The organism is uncultured Rhodoblastus sp. (assembly GCF_903903185.1).
In the GTDB taxonomy this organism is placed as follows: Bacteria; Pseudomonadota; Alphaproteobacteria; order Rhizobiales; family Beijerinckiaceae; genus Rhodoblastus.
Genome location: NZ_CAIUXT010000101.1, coordinates 1 through 16,152 on the forward strand (window position 1 = coordinate 1; position 16,152 = coordinate 16,152).

13 protein-coding genes and 2 pseudogenes are annotated in these 16,152 nt (G+C 61.9%); 6 read left to right on the top strand and 9 right to left on the bottom strand.

Features of this window, described 5'->3' with window-relative positions:
- From QZY01_RS09440 to QZY01_RS09470, 7 genes are all read right to left on the bottom strand, one after another.
- Positions 1–696 (bottom strand): hypothetical protein (locus QZY01_RS09440; RefSeq protein WP_294536317.1); only part of this gene is annotated, 696 nt, incomplete at its 3' end.
- 109 nt (positions 697–805) lie between these two features.
- On the bottom strand, positions 806–1,750 hold the full coding sequence (gene glsA, locus QZY01_RS09445) for a glutaminase A (protein ID WP_294536319.1): 945 nt from the start codon (positions 1,748–1,750) through the stop codon (positions 806–808).
- A 68-nt stretch (positions 1,751–1,818) separates the two neighbouring features.
- Positions 1,819–3,384: a putative glutamine/gamma-aminobutyrate antiporter GadC gene (gadC, locus tag QZY01_RS09450; protein WP_294536321.1), complete on the bottom strand. Its 1,566-nt coding sequence runs from the start codon at positions 3,382–3,384 to the stop codon at positions 1,819–1,821.
- A gap of 65 nt (positions 3,385–3,449) precedes the next feature.
- Entirely contained in the window at positions 3,450–4,784 is a 1,335-nt protein-coding gene (locus QZY01_RS09455) for a glutamate decarboxylase (RefSeq protein WP_294536341.1), read from the bottom strand.
- A 213-nt stretch (positions 4,785–4,997) separates the two neighbouring features.
- Positions 4,998–5,624 carry a MarC family protein gene (locus tag QZY01_RS09460; RefSeq protein WP_294536323.1) on the bottom strand — a complete coding sequence of 209 codons (627 nt, stop codon included), beginning with the start codon at positions 5,622–5,624 and terminating at the stop codon, positions 4,998–5,000.
- Between the two features lie 65 nt (positions 5,625–5,689).
- A complete protein-coding gene (locus QZY01_RS09465) occupies positions 5,690–6,994 on the bottom strand; it encodes an APC family permease (RefSeq protein ID WP_294536325.1) in 1,305 nt (434 codons plus the stop codon).
- Between the two features lie 64 nt (positions 6,995–7,058).
- Positions 7,059–8,282 carry a carbohydrate porin gene (locus QZY01_RS09470; protein ID WP_294536327.1) on the bottom strand — a complete coding sequence of 408 codons (1,224 nt, stop codon included), beginning with the start codon at positions 8,280–8,282 and terminating at the stop codon, positions 7,059–7,061.
- A 219-nt stretch (positions 8,283–8,501) separates the two neighbouring features.
- On the opposite strand from QZY01_RS09470, the gene QZY01_RS09475 reads away from it, so the two are divergent.
- Both QZY01_RS09475 and QZY01_RS09480 read left to right on the top strand, forming a co-directional pair.
- The gene (locus tag QZY01_RS09475) at positions 8,502–9,443 is read left to right on the top strand and encodes a hypothetical protein (RefSeq protein WP_294536329.1); all 942 of its coding nucleotides are present in this window, start codon (positions 8,502–8,504) and stop codon (positions 9,441–9,443) included.
- A 524-nt stretch (positions 9,444–9,967) separates the two neighbouring features.
- Complete coding sequence (locus QZY01_RS09480) at positions 9,968–10,600, top strand: hypothetical protein (RefSeq protein WP_294536331.1); 633 nt, start codon at positions 9,968–9,970, stop codon at positions 10,598–10,600.
- 143 nt (positions 10,601–10,743) lie between these two features.
- Here the strand turns inward: QZY01_RS09480 and QZY01_RS09485 are convergent, their stop codons facing one another.
- A complete protein-coding gene (locus tag QZY01_RS09485) occupies positions 10,744–11,259 on the bottom strand; it encodes a DUF1269 domain-containing protein (protein WP_294536333.1) in 516 nt (171 codons plus the stop codon).
- Positions 11,260–11,514: 255 nt separating this feature from the next.
- Here QZY01_RS09485 and QZY01_RS09490 point away from each other — a divergent pair, with 255 nt between their 5' ends.
- The 4 genes and pseudogenes from QZY01_RS09490 to QZY01_RS09505 form a co-directional block, all read left to right on the top strand.
- The gene (locus QZY01_RS09490) at positions 11,515–11,871 is read left to right on the top strand and encodes a hypothetical protein (protein ID WP_294536335.1); all 357 of its coding nucleotides are present in this window, start codon (positions 11,515–11,517) and stop codon (positions 11,869–11,871) included.
- A gap of 141 nt (positions 11,872–12,012) precedes the next feature.
- Positions 12,013–12,216 carry a hypothetical protein gene (locus QZY01_RS09495; RefSeq protein WP_294536337.1) on the top strand — a complete coding sequence of 68 codons (204 nt, stop codon included), beginning with the start codon at positions 12,013–12,015 and terminating at the stop codon, positions 12,214–12,216.
- A gap of 76 nt (positions 12,217–12,292) precedes the next feature.
- On the top strand, positions 12,293–12,598 hold the full coding sequence (locus tag QZY01_RS09500; RefSeq protein ID WP_294536339.1) for an ATP-binding cassette domain-containing protein: 306 nt from the start codon (positions 12,293–12,295) through the stop codon (positions 12,596–12,598).
- Between the two features lie 65 nt (positions 12,599–12,663).
- Positions 12,664–13,933 (top strand): annotated as a pseudogene (locus QZY01_RS09505) (IS1182 family transposase); the annotation flags it as partial.
- Positions 13,934–14,168: 235 nt separating this feature from the next.
- On the opposite strand, the pseudogene QZY01_RS09510 reads toward QZY01_RS09505, so the two are convergent.
- Positions 14,169–16,152: pseudogene (locus QZY01_RS09510) on the bottom strand (DNA-directed RNA polymerase subunit beta'); the annotation flags it as partial.

Here is a 16,152-nt window from a genome sequence, read left to right on the forward strand (position 1 = left end):
GCAACCGAGGAAGGCGATCGGCAACGTCCGTTGCGGATTGACGATGTTGTCCGACACGTTGGCGATGAGTTCGAAGCCCTCATAGGCGAGAAAACCGATCATGCCGCTGGCGACGATGGCGGAGGGTGAAGCCCATTCCGCCGGCGCGAGTCGACGCCAGTCGAGCCCGCTGGCGAACAGGCCCACGACGATGAAGAGGGCGAGCACTGCAAGCTTGCCGACATTGAAGGCGCTTTCGGACTTCTCCACCAGCGAGGAGCCCGCATAGTTGATGAGCCCAAGCAGGATCAGGGCGGCCGACGAGATGACATGGGACGCGACGGGTCGCATGTCCTCGGGAAGGAAAGGGAGGGAATAGCCCGCGAGAGCATAGGCATAGACGCTCATGATCGCGATGTAGCTTAGCACCAACAGCACATTGATGGATGCCGCGAGCAGCCCCGTCCCGAACGCCTTGGTGATGAACGAGACCGTGCCGCCCGGCCCAGGATATCTGAGGGTCAGCCCGATATAGGAATAGGCGGTGATGAGCGCCAGCGCGCCGCCGATCAGGAAGGCGATCGGCGTTCCGCCCCTGGCGCCCGCCGCCGTGATCCCGAAAGTGGCGAAGAAGCCGCCTCCGACAATGCCGCCGACCCCAATCGAAAGCGCGCCGAAAACACCGATATTTGCAGAACCGCCCTTGTTCACCGTCATAGGTCCCCCGCCACTTCAGCGCGATCGTGTTGGCGGCGTCGAGCTTGATCGGCGCGCCGGCGCCTGATTGTGAACGGTGACTCGGCAAAGACGGCGCCGGGTCACCCGGTCAGCGGCGTGGCGCTGCATAAAGATTCAGTTGGAGGCTTTTGGCGACATGCGCGACGGCGGCGGCGCCTCGCACGCTGTTGCCGGCGGAATCGAGGGGAGGCGAAAAGGCGGCGATGGCGAGCTTGCCCGGCGCGACCGCCAGGATGCCGCCGCCGACCCCGCTCTTGCCCGGAAGGCCGACGGTGTAGGCCCATTCTCCGGAGCCGGTATAAAGACCTTCCATGGTCATTTCCGCGAGGATGTGGGAGACGTTCGATTCCGCGATCACTCGCTCCTTGCTGCGCGGATTCATGCCGCCGGCGGCCAGAGTCGCGCCCATGGTCGCAAGGTCGGTCGCCGTCACGAGGGTCGAGCATTGCCGCGTGTAAACGTCAACGGCCCGCATCGGATCGCTGTAACAGGCGCCGGCGCTGCAGAGCAGCCAGCCGATGGCGCGATTATGGAAGTTGGTCGTTTGCTCCGAGGTGTTGACCTCCTCGCTCAATTCGATTTTGCGGCCGGCGAAGCGACTTTGGACGTCCAGAATCCTGGCCCAGCATGCATCGGCGTCATCGCCGGGGACAAGACTCGCCGTGGCGATCGCGCCGGCATTCACCAGGGGCGAAAGCGGCTTGCCGTTGTGCAATTCGAGCGCCATGACGGAATTGAACGGCAGCCCCGTCGGGCTTACGCCGATCTTGAGGCGGATGGCGTCCGGTCCGACGAGTTCGGTCGCCAGCGCTAGCGTGAAAACTTTCGAGATCGATTCGATGGCGAAGGGAGCATCGGCGTCCCCGGCTTGGTAGAGCGCGCCATCGGCGGTGACGACGGCGACGCCGAACAGGGACGAAGGCACCTTCGCGAGATAGGGAATGTAGCTGGCGTTGGCGCCGCCGGCGACGGCTTTGCATGAGGCGTGCGCAGCGTCTACCGCGGCTTGAATCGTCTGGGCCGGAAGGGTCATGGGACTCTCGGGGTAAATACGGGAGGCAAGGCATGAGGGGGCGACGTTTGGCCGCCCCGCCGAAGGGTTCAGAGCGCCTTGGACGCGACCATTTTTGGCTTGGCGGCGGAAGCTTGAGGCAGGCTGCCGACGGCGGTCGCGGAAGTCGAGGGAATGCCGGGATGGCCTCCTTCGGCTTCCCAGGTGAAGGGTTCGAAGTCGCTTTCCTGGTCGCGCCAGTGCGGCTTCCGGATCGCGTAGATCGCGAAGGGAATGGCGACGAAGAAGGCGGTCAGCCCGACCAAAATGCCGACATAGAGCGTCGGGCTGCCCACCGAGATCTGCCCCGGCGGGATGAAGGACAGAACAAAGGCCAGCAGCGAGCCGAGCAGGCCGATTCCGCCGATCAGCCACATTCCAGCGTCGCCACCCGGGATCTTGTAGGGCCGGGGTCGATTGGGCTGGCTGTAGCGGAGGTAGATGGCCGCCGAGAACATCAGGATATACATGACGAGATAGAGGATAACCGTCAGCTGGCTCAGGATCTGGTAGGCCGCCTGAACCGACGGCAGCACCACGAACATGATCGACAGGGCGCTCACCAGCAGCGCCTGCACCAGCAGGATGTGGGTCGCCATGTCGTGGGCGTTGGTCTTTTGCCAGAAGCGCGGCAGATATCCGGCCTTGGCGACGACCAGCAGGCCCGACGAAGGACCGGCGACCCAGGTGACGACTCCCGCCAATACGCCAATCGCCAGAGCGACCGCCATGACCGGCGCCAGCCAGCCGATATGCGCCCATTTGAACATGTCGAAATAGGCGACGAGCAGGCTTTGAGTCAGGTTGATCGCGGATTTCGGGATGATGAAGGCGATGGCCAGGGTTCCGAGAACAAAAATGGTGACGGTGCCCAGGGCGGCGATCAAAATCGCGATGGGATAGTTTTTGGTTGGATTGCTGACATCCTTGACGTGGATGGCGTTCATTTCCATGCCGGCGTAGAACAGGAAAATGCCCGCGGCCAGCACGACGTTGTTGAAGTTGGTGAAGTCTGGAATCAGGTCTTTCCAGGCGAGTTCGATCTGCGGCTTGCCGCCGCCCATGAGATAGGCGAAGCCGAGCGCGATCAGGATGACGGCGGGAATGATCGTGCCGATCATGCCGCCCCATTTGGACGCTTTGGTGAAGGCGGCGACTCCGCGAAAGGCGATGAAGGTCGCCAGCCAGTAGATGCCCAGAACGATGGCCAGCACAAACATGTTGTTCGCCGACAGGGTCTGATCCCAATGCTGGTTCGGCCCGGTGAAGGCGAGCGCAACCGCCCCGAAGGTCAGTCCGGTCGGAAACCAGACGGTCACTTCGATCCACAGCATGAACATCGCCACAAAGGCCCACCGCGGCCCGAAGGCCTCGCCGACCCAGCGGAACACGCCGCCCTTTTCCGGCCAGCCCGTCGCCAGTTCCGCCGCGACCAGTGAAACCGGAATGAGGAAGACCACCGCCGCGAACAGATAGTAGAAGATCGAGCTGAGGCCATATTCGGCCTCCGCCGGCAGGCCGCGCAGGCTGACCACGGCGACGACATTCATGACCGCAAGGGTGAGTATGCCAATCTTGGCGGCCGGAGCAGCCTTGGCCTCGACGGGTGAAGACATGGGTGTTCCTCTTCGTTTCATTTCGAAGGAAAGGCCGGCGCGATCCCGCGCCGTCCCGTTTCGCGTCAGTTGTGGTGAAAGCCCGTGCCCTCGATCGGCGCGATCTTCGGCGCGCCATGCTTTTGCAGGAAGGCCAGCGCCGCCTTGAAGTCCTGGACAAGCAGTTCGGCCAAGTCCATTTCGAAGCCGCGCCGGCACATGATCCGCATGACCGTGATGTCCGACGCGCCGCCGGCGAGCAGGAAGGCGGGAACCTGCCAGCCGCGCATGCGCAGCCGGTCGGAAATGTCATAGAGCGTGTAGCCGGGATCGGCGCCGGGCTTGAGCTTGAAACAGATTGCGGGAATTCCGGTTTTCTCGCTGCCGGTGCAGATGAACTCGTAGGGACCGAGCGGACCGATCTCGGCCGCCAGATATTGAGCGACGCGATAGGCCGCCATTTGCACCTTGGCGTAGCCCTCGCGGCCGAGCCGCAGGAACTCGTAATATTGCGAGATGACCTGACCCGCCGGACGCGAGAAGTTGATTGCGAAGGTGCCGACCTGACCGCCGAGATAGTCCACCTTGAACACGAGGTCGTCGGGCAGCGAGGCCTTGTCGCGCCAGACCACCCAGCCGCATCCGAGCGGCGCCAGTCCGTATTTGTGCCCCGACGAACTGATCGACTTCACCCGCGGGAGGCGGAAATCCCACGGGATTTCGGGCGCGCAGAAGGGTGCCAGAAAGCCGCCGCTGGCCGCGTCGACATGAATGTCGATATCGAGGCCCTTGGCCTTCTGCAACTTGTCGAGCGCGTCCTGCAAAGGCTCGGGATATTCGAAATTGCCGGTATAGGTGACGCCGAAGGTCGGGACGACGCCAATGGTGTTTTCGTCCACCGCTTCGAGCATCCGTTCGGCGTCCATGAACAGCCGGCCCGGCTCCATCGGGATTTCACGAATTTCGACATCCCAATAGCGGGCGAATTTGTGCCAGCAGACCTGCACCGGCCCGCAGACGAAATTCGGCTTGTCCGCCGGCTTGCCGAGCGCCTTCCTCCTGGCCCGCCACCGCCATTTCATCGCCATGCCGCCGAGCATGCAGGCTTCGCTGGACCCGATGGTGTTGGTGCCGGTCGCCTGGCCGCCGGCATCCGGCGCGTTCCACAGATCCGCGACCATGTTTACGCATCTTTCGGAAATCGCGGCGGACTGGGGATATTCCTCCTTGTCGATCCAGTTCTTGTTGATCGACAGGTCCATCAGCTTGTGCACATTGGCGTCGTCCCAGGTCTGGCAGAATGTGGCGAGGTTCTGCCGGGCGTTGCCGTCGAGCAGAAGTTCGTCGTGAACGATCTGATAGGCCACGTCGGGACGCATTTCCTGAGCGGGAAAGCGCTTGCCGGCGGCGGCGCGTTGCATGTCGGGCGCGCCAAAGGTCGGATCGATGTTCGGGTCGCTGGGCTTGCTGGCCACATCAAAAGGCATGGTGTCCTCCAGACTGAAATCCGGCCTCGGAGCATGCGACGGCGGACGATGCGCCGAAGGAGCGAGGCTTCGCCAAATAAAAGGCCTGCGATGGCGAAAAGCTATCGGGGAGGCGCCCAAAACGGGCAAAGGCGCCCGTCGCGGCGATCAGATCATGTGATGTTTCAGGAAAAGCTCCCGCAGCCCGCCGACCGCAAGCTGGACGCCAAGCGAGAGCAGGATGATGCCGGATATCCGCGCCAATACATCCATTGCGCCGGCGCCCAGGCGGCTTCCAAAAGGCCCGGCGAGCAGGAAGGTGAGGGCGACGACGCCCGCCATCGCGACGCTTATTCCCGACAGGACGGCAAGGTCGAGACCGGTCGGATAGCGGCCGCTGGCCGTGATCACCACCGCAATCGTGCCGCCGCCGATGGTGAGCGGGAAGGTCAGGGGCACGGTGGCCAGGGCCAGCCAGTCGATCGTCTGCGCCGCTTGCGGGTCTTGATGGGGCGCCTCTTCGGCTTTGGCTCCACGGGTCATCAGCGGCCAGCCTTGATGCATCAGGGCGGCGGCCCCCGTGACCGTGACCGCCGCAACCTCGATCCCGAGCAGGGAAAGCGCGGCGTGGCCAAGCGTGATCGAGAGGATCATGGCGATGGCGTAATTGCGCGCCACCAGCCATGCGATGCGCCGCTGGGTATTCACCGGCGCGCCGCCGAGCAGCGCGGCCGCGGAGCCGATCGCCGCCGGCGGACTGAACATCGCCAGAAGGCTGACGGCGAAGAGGACCATGTCCTGGATCGTCATTGTCACGGCGGCGGCTTTCGAAGGCTGGACGGCGTCATGGCGTCATGGCGTCATGGCGTCGCGCGACGACGCTGCAACAGACCCTCGACTGCGGCGCTGGCCAAGATAACCAGCAGGGTCAGCGCGATCGCGACGGGCTGCGTTTTCCAAAGGCTTGCGACGAAGGCGGCCAGAACAACCGCCATCAGCGTGAATCCGGCGACAATGAGAAGGCTCGAACCTCCGGCGTCACGTCGCAGGCGCCAATGAGCCACAAACACCGCGAGATAGGAAATGAGGAAGTTCGCTCCGGCGATATTGGCGATGGCGCCGAGATCGAGCAGGTTGACCATCGCCAGCATCGCCGCCGCCGCCCAGACCATGCCTTGCGTTCCTTGGCCCCAACTCGATCTGCCGAAGATTTCGGGAAGCTGCCGCTCGGCGGCCAGCCCTTTGGAGATGTGAAGGGCGCTGAACAGGGTGGCGTTGATCGCCGAAGCCGTCGCCAGCAGGGCGCCGATGGAGACGATCACAAAGCCCGCATGGCCAAGCACCGGCCGCGCCGCCTCGGCGACGGCCGTATCGGCGAAGCGCGCAAGATCGGTCGCCGAAACATTGCCGAGCACCACGAGGCTAAGTCCGACGTAAAGCACGATCACAAGGCCGATCGCGAGGACGATGGCGCGCGGGATGGTTTTTTCGGGCGCCGCGACCTCTCCGGCGGCATTGGCCATCATGCCAAAACCCGCATAGGCGAAGAAGGTCAGGCCGACGCTCGCCAACAGCGTCGCGGCGTCGACGCCGACGCCGCCGGTCAGCATCCGCGGCTGGATGCCGGGCAGCCCGGCGAGCATCAGCACGACGAGGATGGTCAGCTTGATGGCCACCAGCGCGACTTCCGCGCGGCCGACAGCCTCCGAGCCTATCATGTTCAGAGCCACCAGAACAATGACGATGGCGGAGGCGAAGACATTGGTGAAGACGTGCGGCGACGCGTCGCCGAGCATCAGACGGTTGGCATAGGCGCCGAAGGTCTTGGCGATCATGGCGACGGTGACGATCAGGGTCACGAGATAGACGATCGACAGGGCGCCCGACGCGATCCGGGACGGAAAGGCGCGATTGAAATAGTCCATGATGCCGCCGGACGTCGGATAGCGGGCGGCGAGGCGGGCATAGGAATAGCCGGACAAAAGCGCGGTGACGCCGCCAATGAGAAAGGACAGATAGACGTCCTTGCCGGCCATCAGCGCCGCCTGTCCGAGCAGGGCGAAAATCCCCGCTCCGACCATCGAGCCGATCCCGAGCGCCGAGACGCTCCAGACATTCATCGATTGCTTTTGCTGCGTCGCCGGGGTGTCGGCCCGGGCGCTCATTGGGCAAGCCCGTTCATGATACGATTTTTCCCCGCCGGCGCCGGGCGGCGGCGCTTTCGCGTTTTCAAAGGAACGAAGTCAGGCGCAGGGTGAACAGATAGGCGGCCGGCCGCTGCGGCGCGAGCACCGGATTGGCGATGACCGCCACGTCCGGCGTAAGTTGCAGTCCCCGCGCAATGTTGTAGCGGTAATAAAGTTCGGCGCCGTATTCTTCGCTGCGATTGGTCGTTGCCGGGAGGAGCGCCTGATTGGCCTTGTTCAGGAACAGGCCGAGCGCAAGCTGGTCGTTCGGGTGCCGACCGAAGGGATCGTTGACGATCCCGCCGCCGCCAAACGAGGATTGCATCGCGATCACGTCGCCGCTGGCGTAATTGGCTCGGGCGAAGACGCCGTATTTCGGTCCCAGGCTCTGTGACGCCGCGAAGGAGACGCCGGTCGCCTGTCCGGGCTGCAACGGCACGGAGGGCTGATGGTAAACGATCAGGTTATAGCTTCCGACGCCCAGCGTCGGCAGGGTCGGCGTCCAGAGAATATTGCCGAAATAGGCGATTTCGCCCGAATTGTAGCCGCGTGTGCTGAAACGATTGCCCGGGATATCGGTTGCGCCCTGAAATCCGGAGCTGATCGACACTGCGGTATTGGGGATCGCGGCCGTTGCGTAGCCGCCAACGCCGGCGACCGGATAGGTCTGGGTCGGGTTCTGCGCCAGCGCATAGGTGACGAAGTTGGTCTGGGCGTTGCCGGCATATCGATCGCCGTCGAAATTGCCGAAACCATATTGGCCGCCGGTGATCGAAAGCCAATTCAGGGCGCCCGGAAGGGTCTGGGTAAAGGTCGCCTGCAACCAGGAATAGGTGTTTGCGCCCCAGTCGTTGGTGCCGGTGATCGTGCCAATGCGGGCCTGCTGCGAGGCGTTGTTCGCCCCGCTCCAGTACTGCGCCTGCTGGAAGGCGATGTTGATCTGGCCCGTGCCCCAGGTGGAATCGCTATAGGGCGTCCACGTGACCGACGGCGACAACACGAACAGCGAAACCGGCTTGCCGCCATCGGGGGTCGCCGATTGCAGGAAATAGGAGGTTTGCATCGCGAACGTCAGGCCGTATTTGCTCGCCAGACTTTTTTTCCAAGCGGTATAGCTTTCATAGCTCGAATCCCAATCGCGCGTGAGGTCCTTCATGAAATCGGTGGCCAATTCGGTCGGCACATCGATCACGCCCTTGGCCCGCTGGAACTGGCTGGTTACTTGCGCCTGCGCGCTCGCGACCGCGAGCGCCCCGATGCAAGACAAGGCGCCTGTCAGCGCCGCGCGTTTTACCAGGGACGCGATTGCCGTCCTTTGGCCGACAAAAGCAGACCGGGAAGACGCAATGAGGTTTTTTTCCATCTGGATCACCGATGCGATTAAGTCTCTAAAATCTAGAAAACTTGCCCGGCGCGAACAATCGTCGAGGCGCCCAGTTTGAGCGTGAAGGGTCGGTCGCCGCCCCGCCGAAGAATGCGGCTGCTTTTGGCGGATATCGACGACGAAGGGGACAACCATGTCCGTCTCCGCGCAGGACCAGGTCCCGTCGTCATAGATCGTGACCTTGATGCGATATTCATCGGTTCGGAAAGCTCGGTTCCGTATGGGATTGGAATTGACGCCATTGATCGTCTCGCCGGGCATGGCGACAAGTTCAAATTCTTTCGCATCGGGCGCAGCCCTGCCGAGAGCCATCGCCGTTTGTTGGGGCCCCCGCGCCGCCGCCAGGTATTCGGGCCGAGAATGCGCTCTACCCATTCCGGGCGCCTAATGTCGCGAGAGGGTGGAAAACATCATCCGAATATGGGATTCTCCGTAAAAACCGCTGGCACGTCAAAGGGCCTTGAGCTTGAATCTTGGGCTGGAGATCGCGTTATGGAAATCTTGCCAGAAGATTCCGATAAGATGGCCAAATTTGAATTTGAGTTCCGGAAAAACTACCCATTCTCTCAGTATATTTTTGCTCATTTTTTATCAGAATATCTATTGGACTGTATTCGAAGCTTTGAAGGGGATCTCCAGCAATTTCTGATACTGGCTATATTAGGTCAAGTATACATAAATCGCTTCATCAAGCTGGAAACGCCTCCCGAGAGTTGGGATGGGGCAATTTCAGCTTCACGGCTGGCCGTTGTTTGCGGAATCCCTCGGGAGACCGTTCGCCGCAAGCTCAAGATTCTCGAGCATCGGGGCTTGATCGTGCAAAATGCCGCGCAGAGCTGGTCGCTGTCTCGCGAGGGCGGGCGGGTTGAGGCCTGGACGGAGTTGCTTGAACTCAACGATCGCGGAATCAAGCGGCTCGCCGGAATGTTCGCCACATTCGAGCGCCTCAACGAATTGCCCGAAAGTCAAAAGAAGACGGTTCTCAGTCGACGGAAATCCCTGGGCGCGGCGGGATGCGGGAACGAGGACGGGGTGAAGCGATGAAGCTTCGCGCGCACAGCCTCGACCCGTGCTTCGGTCGGAAATACAAGCTCTGCGAGCAAGCACTCTGATAATCCTCCCCGCACCCGCGATGGCGGCGCCCGAAGCGAGTGAGTTCGGCATGGCTGCGCTCCATGCCGATGTCCTGGATCGCCCCTTTCGGACGCCTTCGGCCTTCACGAGGGCGCCAAAGCCGCCGAAAGCCCCGCCCATGGCGGGCGCGCATCCGGGCGATGGAAAGTCAATACGCCGACAGCCCAATTTGAGCGAAAAGAATGGCCGTTGCGGCAAGGCATTTTGACGGCGATTGATCGTTAGAAGTCGGCGCCCGCTCGCGTAACCGTCTGAGTTTATTGTATTGAAATATTCTTACCGTCGCAGCGGCGCACGCATGGCGCGTCTGCAGGCGCCCACTTTGGGCGCCGGCGGTATCTGCGGGGTAGAAAAATTTTGCGGACTATGAGACGATTTGAAAAATTTAAAAACGGCTGAGCATTCGATAATCGATTGACCACTGGGAGGGCGGCATGGAACCTGTGATCGGAAGGCCGGAGAGGACTGCAAAATTCCAGACTGAATTCGTCAAAAACTATGCGATGTTTCAGTATGCCTATGTTCAGTTCTTCACCGAACATCTCGCGGACTGCTCTCGTCAATTTAATGGCGATCTTCAGCAAATGCTTATACTGGCCATCATTGGCCAATCCTACCTCAATCGCTACATCAAGATTGAAAGTCACCCCGATAATCCGCCAGTCGCAATGTCGGCTTCGCGACTGGCCGATGTCTGCCTCATCCCACGCGAAACCGTTCGCCGCAAGCTCAAGATCCTCGAGGACCGGGGCTGGATCAAGCAAGACGGCGAGCAATCCTGGACGCTGGTCTGCGATGGCGGCGCAGTGGTGGCGGGAGCGGATATGATCGATCTTGACAAGCGCGCGATCAAGAGGCTGGCGAGAATGCACGCGACGTTCGAGCGTCTGATCGAATTGCCTGACGAGCTCAAGAAATTACCGGCGCCTAATGATCGGCTGGAAGCCCTGAGCAAACTTGGCGGGGCGGCGGCGGCGCGGGAAGGCGCCGCGAAAACGAAGATGGGGAGAAATCACGAACCTGACCGGGCGGAAAAACGCCGCGTTGTTAAGCGATCCGTCGCCTAAAAAGTCCGACCCGGATTTTTCGAATGGCAAAAGCCCCTCAAAAGGCGAGCCAGAAACAGAGCGGTCGTCGCGAGGCGGCGAACGATCGGAACTTCGCATTTAACGCCGGCGGCAATCGGAATCGCAGCCGGCATCGGGGTGAATCAGGCGCTTTGCTTGACCGGGGCCGGGGCCGCCGCCGCCGCCAGGGCGTCGCGCAAGGCTTGCTCTTTGGCGTGATCCAGAGAGGTTTGCAAGACCGTTCCGCCACTGCCCTTGACGGCATCGAGCACCTTGTCGGTCGTCATCTTCTTGATCAACACGAAAAGAACTGCGTTTCCGGGCTTAATATTGGCGGCGATATCCTTCATGAATTTGTCGTTGATGCCGAAATCGGTCAACGCCCCGCCGAGCGCGCCGGACGCCGCGCCAAGCGCAACGCCGACAATCGGCATCATGAACAGAATGCCGACCAGCAGCCCCCAAAAACTTCCCGAGGCCGCTCCAGCCGCCGTCGTGTTGAAAATCTGATGGAGTTTGATCTTGCCGTCCAGGGTCTTTTCGGCGACGACGGCGTCGCCGAGTTCGATCAGATATTCGCTTTGCAATTCAAACAGCTTTGCGCGCATGGCCTCGGCCTGCGCTTCGGTCGGATACACAATCGCAACGAGATCGCTCATCGGTCATACTCCTGGAACCCGCGACGGCGGCGCTCAACACGCGTGAATTCAGCACGGATGCGCTCGATTTCGAAGCCCCCGACTGCCCATTTCGGGGCGTCTTCCGCCTTCATGGTTCGCCTATTTTGGGCGCCCGACGGCTTGTGACTGCGGGGGACGCTTCTACAATCTCGCCAGTCCATTTCGAGAGCGCAATGGTCGGTCGTCGCGCGACTGCCGATGCCGCTCCGGCGCGTGAATGACGGGGTTGGAAAAATGAAATCGTTGCGCGACAAACTGCTGATGACATCGCTTTTCGTCGGCATGGGGCTTGGCTTGACGGTGACAAGCGTCCGGGCCATCGAATGTCCGATATTGAAACCGTTTGGCGGGGAAGCGGGCGTGCCGGCGGACCTGACAAGGCAATTGGCGACCAGCGACGTCCTGACACAAATCCCTGGAATTCTTGGACATTTTCGCGAGCAATATCCTGACGCCGGCAAGCCGGCGTTGGTCGATTACCTCATTGCCGCCTATTGCCCGGTCATCGCAGGGCGGGCCGATCTGAGCGAGCAGGAGAAGGTCGGAAAGGTCAGGGAATTCGCCGACGCGGTGATCGCGATCGAATACTGACCCGCTGCGGCTATCGAGCGCGCGGTTTGCGCGCCTCCGGCGAAGTGGGGTCCGGCCCGGCACTCCTGACCTATGCCATCGACAAATCGGCTTTGACGTTCGACCGGCCCAATCATCGGCGAAAAACGGGGGGATAAGGCTTTGGAACTCAACGAGGATTTCTTGCGCGATCTTGAATCGCGTCTCATCAAGTGGCGCGCCGAACTCAAAGCGCTGGACAGTGGCGACCCTCGCGTCTGGGAGGATGCCCTGATCGAGATCGAAAAGGAAAAGATTCAGCAAATGAGATGCGAATTGGCCGATTACGAGGCCGTCGTAGTCAAGCTTCGCCTGGCGCGCGCCTGACGGCGAATCCCGCGCCGTCTCTGCCTTCGCCGCCAGCGTCCTCCTGCCTGCGGCCAAGCGCGCGCGGCATCGGCCGGTGGTCGTGCGCCCGCGCGTCGCCTCGGCGTGCGAGACGCCGACGATCGAGTCCGAGGGGCTTATGCGTAAATTCGGCAATTTCGTCGTCGTCGATCAAGTCAATTTCAAGATCGGGCGCGGCGAGACTTTCGGTTTCCTCGGCTCCAACGGCTGCGGCAAGGCGACGAAGATGAAAATGCTGACCGTGCTACTGCCTGCGACCTCCCGCTGGGCGAAACTGTTCCGCGGCCCGATGGGTAAATACGACATGGAAATGAGGCGCAACGTTGACTACCCGCGGTCGACGCCAATTTGCCGAGCGTAAATTGGCGTGCGGCGTCAAGGCTGGCGCTGCCGAAAATAGCAATTCTTGAAGATGTTCGGAACGGGCTGAAACCGTTCTACAGCAGCATTGGTCGACCTTCGGTCGATCCAGAACTGATGATCCGCATGCTGCTGGTCGGCTACTGCATGGGAATCCGTTCGGAGCGTCGGCTTTGCGAGGAGGTTCATCTCAATCTCGCCGATCGCTGGTTCTGCCGGCTCGGTCTTGATTGCAAAGTCCCCGATCATTCGACCTTTTCGAAAAACCGGCATGGTCGCTTTCGCGAGAGCAACGTCCTGCGGCATCTGTTCGAGACCGTGGTCGCGCGATGCATGGCCGAGGGGCTGGTCGGCGCCGAGGGTTTCGCGGTCGACGCCAGCCTGATTCCCGCCGACTCCAACAAGCAAAACTCGGTTCGCAGCAGCGACTGGAAGCCTCAAGAGATCACGGACGAAGCCTGCCGCGCGACGCGCGAATATCTCGCGACGCTCGACGACGCCGCGTTTGGCGCGGCGACGCCGGTCCCGCCAAAGTTCGTTTCGCCGTCCGACCCGGCAGCCCAGTGGACGGCCCAGCGAAAGGGACCCGCTTTCTTCGCCTACTCGACCAATTATCTGATCGACACCGATCATGGCGTGATTGTCGATGTCGAAGCTACGCGCTCCATTCGCCAAGCCGAAGTCGGCGCGGCGCAAACGATGCTGGATCGAACCGAGGATCGCTTTGGCCTCAAGCCTCAAGCCCGGCTATCTCACCGCCGACACAGCCTATGGCGGGGCGCAAAACCTGGCGTGGCTCGTCAAGCAGAAGCAGATCACGCCGCACATTCCGGTCTTTGACCACTCGACGCGAACCGACGGCACGTTCTCGCGCTCGGACTTCACGTGGCATCCTGATGCAGACCGCTACACCTGTCCGGCGGGTAAAGAACTGGTTCAGTTTCGACGCGCCTACGCCACGCCGCGCACCGGCATCGGCGCTGACGGCACATGCCGTTACCGCGCGAGCAAGAAGGATTGCGACGTCTGCGAACTCAAGGCGCAGTGCTGCCCGAATGATGTCGCGCGCAAGATTCCTCGGAATGTCGACGAAGACGCCCGTGATGTCGCGCGGGCCCTTGCCACCACGCCTGGATTTGAGGTCGCCTGCCGCCGTCGGAAAAAGGTCGAAATGCTGTTCGCCCATCTCAAGCGCATCCTGAAGCTCGGGCGGTTGCGGTTGCGTGGTCCATGCGGCGCGAAGGACGAGTTCCTGCTCGCGGCGACCGCCCAGAATTTGCGGCGCCTCGCCCGGTTGAGGCCAGCGGAGCCACAAATGGAAGCAATGGCGGCATAGGCCGCCCGCCACGGCGGCAGAGCCGCCGCCAAATGCCAAGCGCCGCCGCCTTATTTGCCCGCTTCGAGGCCGCTCCACCGATTATTCTCGGACTTTTTCAACGGAATAAGCCGATTCCGGACGATCGTCCACCTGCGCGGCAATGCCTCGTTCTGATGCAACCCCGCTCTTGAACGGCCAGTGCGGCATCTCCCTCCAAAACAAAAAGGCCGCTCTTTCAAGCGGCCTTTTTGCTTCATTCCGCTGCGGGAAGCTGCGGCGGGGCGGCGGAGGCTTCCGCCTTTTGCGCCAGAATCAGCTCATCGCGGGTCGCGGCGACCTGCCGCAACTTCGACATCGCCGCGCCGGTGCCGGCCGGAATCAGCCGACCGACGATGACGTTTTCCTTGAGCCCTTCGAGCGTGTCGATCTTGCCATTGACCGCCGCCTCGGTAAGGACGCGGGTGGTCTCCTGGAACGAAGCCGCCGAAATGAACGACCGCGTCTGCAAGCTCGCCTTGGTGATGCCGAGCAGGACCGGCGTGCCGGTGGCCGGACGCTTGCCCTCGCCGAGGCATTTTTCGTTGGTCTCGTCCATTTCCATCCGGTCGACCTGTTCGCCGGCCAGATATTCGGTCTCGCCGGGATCGACGATATCGACCTTCTGCAGCATCTGCCGGACGATCACCTCAATGTGCTTGTCATTGATGCTCACGCCTTGCAGGCGATAGACCTCCTGGATTTCATTGACCAGATAGGCGGCGAGTTCCTCGACGCCCTTGATCGCCAGAATGTCGTGCGGCGCCGGATTGCCATCGACGATGTAATCGCCCTTTTCGACAATGTCGCCATCCTGCAGATGGATATGCTTGCCCTTGGGGATCAGGTATTCGACCGCTTCGACGCCGTCTTCGCTCGGGACGATCGACAGCCGCTGCTTGTTCTTGTAATCGCGCCCGAACTGGATCGTGCCGCCGATTTCCGCGATGATCGCGTGATCCTTGGGACGACGCGCCTCGAACAATTCCGCGACCCGCGGCAGACCGCCGGTGATGTCGCGGGTCTTGGCGCTTTCGAGCGAGACGCGGGCGATGACGTCGCCCGACGCCACTTTCGCGCCCGGATCGGCGGCGAGGATCGATTCCACCGGCAGCGAATAGCGGGCCTCGCCGCCGCGCAGCAGTTTCAATATCTTGCCGTCCGGCCCCTTGATCACCAGCGACGGCTTCAGGCTACTGGAGCGGACATTCATCCGCCAGTCCATGACCATGCGCTTGGCGATGCCGGTCGCCTCGTCCACCGTTTCGGACATCGACTGGCCCTCGACCAGATCCTCGTAGCCGACGACGCCGTCCACTTCGGTCAGGATCGGACGCGAATAGGGGTCCCATTCCGCCACGCGCTGGCCGCGCTTGACCTGATCGCCCTCGTCCACCTTGAGCCGCGAGCCATATTGCACGCGATGCACGGCGCGTTCGGTTCCATCGGGCGCGCAGATCACCACGGCGACATTGCGCGCCATGACCATCAGATCGCCTTCGGAATTGCGCGCCAGATGGCTGTTGCGGATCTTCACCAGGCCGTCGAAATTGGCTTCGATGAAAGACGAATCCGCGATCTGCGCTGCGCCGCCGATATGGAAGGTGCGCATGGTGAGCTGGGTGCCCGGCTCGCCGATCGACTGCGCCGCGATGACGCCGACCGCCTCGCCCATGTTGACCGGCGTTCCGCGCGCCAGATCGCGCCCGTAACAGGCCGCGCAACAGCCGTTCTTGGCTTCGCAGGTCAGCACCGAGCGGATCTTCACTTCCTGGATTCCGGCCGCGTTGATGCGGTCGATATGCCATTCCTGAATCATCTCGCCGGCCTTGACGATGGTTGTCCCGTCCTGTTCGAGCAGATCCTCGGCGGTGAAGCGGCCAAGAATGCGGATTGCGAGCGAGGCGACGACCTGGCCGGCGTCGATGATCGCCCTCATGCGGATGCCATTGCTGGAGCCGCAATCATAGGAGGTGATGATCGAATCCTGCGCCACATCGACGAGACGCCGCGTCAGGTAGCCCGAGTTCGCGGTTTTCAGCGCGGTGTCGGCCAGACCTTGGCGCGCTCCATGCGTGGAGTTGAAATACTCCAGCACGGTGAGGCCCTCCTTGAAATTCGAGATGATCGGGCTCTCGATGATCTCGCCCGAGGGCTTGGCCATCAGGCCGCGCATGGCGGCGAGCTGCTTCCTCTGCGCC

Excerpts from the sequence above, each read along its gene's own strand:
- QZY01_RS09490 (WP_294536335.1), top strand. The coding sequence starts at position 11,515 with ATGAAATCGTTGCGCGACAAACTGCTGATGACATCGCTTTTCGTCGGC.
- QZY01_RS09480 (WP_294536331.1), top strand. The coding sequence starts at position 9,968 with ATGGAACCTGTGATCGGAAGGCCGGAGAGGACTGCAAAATTCCAGACT.
- QZY01_RS09485 (WP_294536333.1), bottom strand. The coding sequence starts at position 11,259 with ATGAGCGATCTCGTTGCGATTGTGTATCCGACCGAAGCGCAGGCCGAG.
- gadC (WP_294536321.1), bottom strand. The coding sequence starts at position 3,384 with ATGTCTTCACCCGTCGAGGCCAAGGCTGCTCCGGCCGCCAAGATTGGC.
- QZY01_RS09455 (WP_294536341.1), bottom strand. The coding sequence starts at position 4,784 with ATGCAACGCGCCGCCGCCGGCAAGCGCTTTCCCGCTCAGGAAATGCGT.
- glsA (WP_294536319.1), bottom strand. The coding sequence starts at position 1,750 with ATGACCCTTCCGGCCCAGACGATTCAAGCCGCGGTAGACGCTGCGCAC.
- QZY01_RS09460 (WP_294536323.1), bottom strand. The coding sequence starts at position 5,624 with ATGGTCCTCTTCGCCGTCAGCCTTCTGGCGATGTTCAGTCCGCCGGCG.
- QZY01_RS09465 (WP_294536325.1), bottom strand. The coding sequence starts at position 6,994 with ATGAGCGCCCGGGCCGACACCCCGGCGACGCAGCAAAAGCAATCGATG.